This window comes from Clostridia bacterium (genome assembly GCA_017438525.1).
Classification (GTDB): Bacteria; Bacillota; Clostridia; order Oscillospirales; family RGIG8002; genus RGIG8002.
Genome location: JAFRVI010000038.1, coordinates 1 through 5,544, shown reverse-complemented (window position 1 = coordinate 5,544; position 5,544 = coordinate 1). Strand labels below are relative to the sequence as shown.

The following is a 5,544-nucleotide window of genomic DNA, read 5'->3' as shown; positions in this document are numbered from 1 at the left end:
GCTGCGCTCGCTGATTAAGGATCAAATTGCCGAAGGCAATTTGAATATATTCAAATCGGCTTCGCCGATTTGCTCCATAATCAGCGCCGAAGGCGCGACTTCATTAGCCGAAGGCGTCTTCATTTTTCATTAGCGGGCATCGCCCGCGTCTTCATTGTAAAACTAAACGGGGCGATATCGCCCCGTTATTTTTATTTTACGTCCTGTCTTATTTCCATCGGCTGCTCGAGCTCTTCGGGATGGCGCAGGTAATGATCGAATAAGCGCAGGCAGCGTGAAAAAACGTATCCGGAGCAGATGCGCTCGTCAACGGTGAAGGTGACGTTCATCGTGCGCACCGTCTTCTCGACCCCGTTCCTTCCGACGACCGGCGTGAACTCGCGCTTGCCGAGCGCCAGGAAGAGACTGACGTTGCCGTTTTCATAGAGGTGGTGCTTGACGCTTCCCATGCCGAGCGACGCCATATTCGTCAGATACATCGAGGAGTGGAAGGGCGATATGTTGAGCAGCGACCGCGGCAGCATACCGCGCCTGTCGAGGAAGAAGATGAAGCGTATCGCGCCTGAGATCATGAAGTTCGGCAGATGGAAGACGAGCTTCAGGAACTTATCCGTGCCGGAGGTCGTTTGCGCCTTCGCGGCGGCAGCGCGCATGTCGTTTATCGCGTCGGAGACCCTCTTGGTGACGGTGAAGACGTTGTCGCCGTTCTCGTAATAGAGCTTGACGATGTCCTCGCGGGGATTCTCGGGTCCGAACTCGGTCAGTATGTTGTAGCAGACGCTGATATACTTTCTCGCGAAGATGCGCCTGCCGATGACGAAGCGGTTGAGAAACGGCTTCTCCGCCATAACTCTGCCCATCGCCGCCATGATGACGCTCATGTGCGAGATCTCGGGGCATTCGGCGCGCTTTTCCTTGACGTAGCGGTCGAGCTCGGTCATTTCGATATTCATATCGGCGAAAACCATGGAGTCGACGCGCCTCGGCATAAGGTGCGGGATCGCGTAAAACAGCGGGTCGAGACTTTTTATCTTTCTGCCGTCAGATCTGTGTCCGAACATTGTGGCACCTCCGGTAGTGCGGTTACGGTTTATTGTTTCATATTATACTATGTTTCCCGAAATTTGTCAAGGATGCGTCGGCGCCGGCGCTTTTTCAAGCGCCGGCGTCGGATTGGGGTAAATTGTACGGTGTCAGCAGACGCCCTGGGCCTTCATCGCCTCGGCGACCTTCAGGAAGCCGGCGATGTTCGCGCCCGCGACGAGGTCGCCCGCGCAGCCGTATTCGGCGGCGGCGGCGACGGCGTTTGCGTAGATGTTCTTCATTATGCCGTGCAGTCTTTCGTCGACCTCCTCGAAGGTCCAGGAAAGGCGCAGGGAGTTCTGGCTCATCTCAAGTCCGCTGGTGGCGACGCCGCCGGCGTCTGCGGCCTTCGCGGGTCCGAAGAGGACGCCCGCGGCCTTGAAGCACTCGACGGCTTCGGGGGTGCTGGGCATGTTCGCGCCCTCGGCGACCGCGAAGCAGCCGTTCTTGACGAGGACGGCGGCGGATTCGCCGTCGATCTCGTTCTGCGTGGCGCAGGGGAGGGCGATGTCGCACTTGATCGTCCAGATGCCCTTGCAGCCCTCGGTGTAGGTCGCGCCCGGAACGCGCTTTGCATACTCGGAGATCCTGGCTCTCTCGACCTCCTTGATCTGCCGCACGACGTCGAACTTGATGCCGTCGGGATCGCAGACGTAGCCGTTGGAGTCGCTCATCGCGACGACCTTCGCGCCGAAGGACTGCGCCTTCTGGCAGGCGTAGAGGGCGACGTTGCCGCTGCCGCTGATGACGACGGTCTTGCCGTCGAAGCTCTTGCCGGCGCCCTCGAGCATGCACTTGGTGAAGTAGCACAGGCCGTAGCCGGTCGCCTGCGTTCTGGCGAGGGAGCCGCCGTAGGTCAGGCCCTTGCCGGTCAGCACGCCGACGAATTCGTTGCGGATGCGCTTATACTGACCGAAGAGATAGCCGATCTCACGCGCGCCGACACCGATATCGCCGGCGGGAACGTCCGTGTCCGCGCCGATGTGGCGGCACAGCTCGGTCATGAAGCTCTGGCAAAAACGCATGATCTCGCCGTCGCTCTTGCCCTTCGGGTCGAAGTCGCTGCCGCCCTTGCCGCCGCCCATCGGCAGACCGGTCAAGCTGTTCTTGAAGACCTGCTCGAAGCCGAGGAACTTGATGACGGAGGCGCATACGGAGGGATGCAGACGCAGGCCGCCCTTATAGGGGCCTATCGCGGAGTTGAACTGCACGCGATAACCTCTGTTGACCTGCACCTTGCCGCTGTCGTCAACCCACGCGACGCGGAACTGCACGAAGCGTTCCGGCTCGACGATGCGGTCGAAAACGCCGGCGTCGATCAGATCCTGACGCTTGTCGGCGACGGGGGAGAGGGATTCGAGCACCTCGCCCACGGCCTGGAGGAACTCCTTTTCGCCGGCGTTGCGCTTCGCGACGCGGTCATAGAGCTCCGCAAGATACGCGTTTTTGATTTCCATAGTATTCTTCCTTTCTTGAGGGCGTCCCGCGGCGGCCTTGCCGCCCGACCGGAAACACTCATTTTTATAGACGAATTATAGCACCGTAGCGCCCGATATGCAACATTTTTTTGCGCGCGGGTTGATTTTTTGTCAAATATGAATTACAATTAGATTATGGCGAAAACTTTTTGTGTTTAATGCGCTGAAATGTTAAAGCGCTTTGAGCGCGTTTCGATCCTGAACGGAGGCAAAAACTTGAACGGAATAACCCTTATCGGCGAAAAAGTCTTCCTGCTGAACGGCACGGAGCTTAAAAAGGCGTCGGAGTGTCAGCTCGACGCGGAGGCGGCGGCGTCCGGCCGCATCGCGGACCGCATTCTGGCGGCGCACGATACCGGCGACGGAAAGCAGCTGCGCGTGAAGTTCGACGCGATGACGAGCCACGACATAACCTACGTCAGCATAATCCAGACGGCGCGTATCAGCGGCCTGGATAAGTTCCCGATACCCTACGTGCTGACCAACTGCCACAACAGCTTATGCGCCGTCGGCGGCACGATTAACGAAGACGACCACCGCTTCGGGCTCTCCGCTGCGGTGAAGTATGGCGGCGAGTTCGTCCCGCCGCACGTCGCGGTCATTCACCAGTATATGCGCGAGACGTACGCCGGATGCGGAAAAATGATCCTCGGCTCCGACAGCCACACGCGCTACGGCGCGCTCGGCACGCTCGGAGTGGGCGAAGGCGGCGGCGAGCTCGTCAAGCAGCTTCTCGGCAGGACCTACGACGTCGCGAAGCCGGAAGTTATATGCGTTTATCTCAAAGGCGCGCCCAAGGCGGGCGTCGGCCCGCAGGACGTCGCGCTCGCGATCATCGGCGCGGTCTTCGAGAACGGCTTCGTCAAGAACAGGATAATGGAGTTCGTCGGCGAGGGAGTCGGCGCGATGAGCGCGGAATACCGCTTCGGCGTGGACGTCATGACGACGGAGACCACCTGCCTCTCGTCCGTCTGGCGCACCGATGAAAAGATAAAGGAATACCTGACGGCGCACGGGCGTCCGCAGGACTATAAACGGCTCGATCCCGCGCCCGCGGCGTGCTACGACGGCGCGATAGTCGTCGACCTCGACAGGATCGAGAATATGATCGCGCTGCCGTTCCACCCCTCCAACGTTTTCACGATAAAGGAGCTGAACGAAAACGCCGCCGATATCCTCGCCGCGCAGGCGGAGAGCGGCTGCGACCTGCGCCCGCTCGTGAAGGACGGGCGGCTGACCGCGCGTCAGCATATAATCGCCGGCTGCGCGGGCGGCGGCTACGAAAACCTCGCCGCCGCGGCCGATATACTCGAAGCGCTCGGCGGCAATCACGGCGAGCTTTCGCTCTATCCCGCGAGCCAGCCGGTCTACGCGCGGCTGATGAAAAACGGGATCGCGGAGCGGCTCATCGCGCAGGGCGCGGTGCTGAAGACCGCCTTCTGCGGCCCCTGCTTCGGCGCGGGCGACATCCCCGCGAACGGCACGCTCTCGGTGCGGCATACCACCCGCAACTTCCCCAACCGCGAGGGCAGCAAGCCGGGCGAGGGGCAGTCGGCGTTCGTCGCGCTGATGGACGCGCGCTCGATAGCGGCTACCGCCGCGAACGGCGGGCGGCTCACTCCCGCGACGGAGCTCGGCGTCCCCGAGCGCGAGTACGGGTGCGAGTTCGACGCGTCGAGCTACGATAAGCGCGTCTACAAGGGCGTCGGCGCCGCGAAGCCGGAGACCGCGCTCGAGAAGGGCCCGAACATCGCCGACTGGCCGGAGATGGACGACCTTGCCGAAAATATGCTTTTCCGCGTCGCCTGCGCGCTGTGCGACGGCGTCACCACCACCGACGAGCTTATCCCGTCGGGCGAAACATCCTCCTACCGCTCCAACCCGCTGCGGCTGGCGCGCTTCGCGCTCTCACGCAAGGCGCCGGACTACGTGCCGGAATGCGAACGCATCTCCGCGCTGACCGCGGATGAGATAAAGCGCGACGTGCCTCAGTTCGATCCGGCGACCACCCGCGTCGCGAGCATGCTCGTGGCGGTGCGCCCCGGCGACGGCTCCGCGCGCGAACAGGCGGCGTCCTGCCAGCGCGTGCTCGGCGGCAAGGCGAATATCGCGCGCAAATACGCGACCAAGCGCTACCGCAGCAACCTCGTCAACTGGGGAATGCTGCCGTTTGAGTTCGAGGATACCGACTCGCTCGAGAAGGGCGACTACGTTTATATCCCGCGCGTCCGCGAGCTCGTCGCCTCCGGCGCGGAGGAGATACCCGCCGCCGTGATAAGAAACGGCGAACGCCGTGAAATTACCCTGAACCTGCCCGCGATGACGGCGCAGGAGCGCGATATTATCCTCGCCGGCTGTCTGGCGAACTATTACGGAAAGGGGAACGCGTGATGAAAAACAAGCTTCGCCTCGGAGTCGGGATCGAGAAGAGCTGCGCCCTCTGCGCGCATTCGGCTGATACCGCGGAGGAGGGCAAGTGCCTCTGTGTCAAAAAGGGCTTCGTCTACGCCTCCGACGTCTGCCGCAAGTACGAATACGACCCATTCAAGCGCGTGCCGATCCCCGCGCCGAAGATGCAGGAGCATAATAAAGAAGAGTTCGAAATATAACGGAACGCCCGGGCAGCCCCCTCAGACGAGGGGGCTGTCTTATTTCGGGCAACGCCCGAAATAAGACGGGGGAGGGAATCTCTGCGTCGGCGTAGGGGCGATTTTGATTGCCCGCGCATTGCCGCGCCCGCGCCTGTCATCCCGAGCGCAGCGAGGGACCCCACACCGTAAGAAGACGCCTTCGGCGTCAGTTTAGAGTTCAGAACTATGATGCGGCTTCGCCGCAGTTATGAACTGCCTTCGGCAGCGTTTAAGGAACAAATCGCGAAGCGATTTGAACGATAAGCGTTCGCCGAAGGCGAACTCATAACTCGCGCGAAGCGCGATCATAACTCACAACTCCTCGCGTCGGCGGGGCACGGAGGCGGATATGG

The 5,544-nt window shown here is 61.3% G+C and carries 4 protein-coding genes; 2 read left to right on the top strand and 2 right to left on the bottom strand.

Annotated features, from left to right (window positions below):
• Positions 1–191: 191 nt before the first annotated feature.
• Both IJL83_03830 and gdhA read right to left on the bottom strand, forming a co-directional pair.
• Positions 192–1,061, bottom strand: coding sequence for a 2-oxo acid dehydrogenase subunit E2 (locus tag IJL83_03830; protein MBQ6552728.1), 870 nt, complete (start codon positions 1,059–1,061; stop codon positions 192–194).
• Positions 1,062–1,193: 132 nt separating this feature from the next.
• On the bottom strand, positions 1,194–2,540 hold the full coding sequence (gene gdhA / locus IJL83_03825) for an NADP-specific glutamate dehydrogenase (GenBank protein ID MBQ6552727.1): 1,347 nt from the start codon (positions 2,538–2,540) through the stop codon (positions 1,194–1,196).
• 189 nt (positions 2,541–2,729) lie between these two features.
• On the opposite strand from gdhA, the gene IJL83_03820 reads away from it, so the two are divergent.
• Both IJL83_03820 and IJL83_03815 read left to right on the top strand, forming a co-directional pair.
• Complete coding sequence (locus IJL83_03820) at positions 2,730–4,952, top strand: hydratase (GenBank protein ID MBQ6552726.1); 2,223 nt, start codon at positions 2,730–2,732, stop codon at positions 4,950–4,952.
• Complete coding sequence (locus IJL83_03815; protein MBQ6552725.1) at positions 4,952–5,170, top strand: hypothetical protein; 219 nt, start codon at positions 4,952–4,954, stop codon at positions 5,168–5,170. The genes IJL83_03820 and IJL83_03815 overlap by 1 nt, the downstream gene beginning before the upstream one ends.
• Positions 5,171–5,544 lie beyond the last annotated feature (374 nt).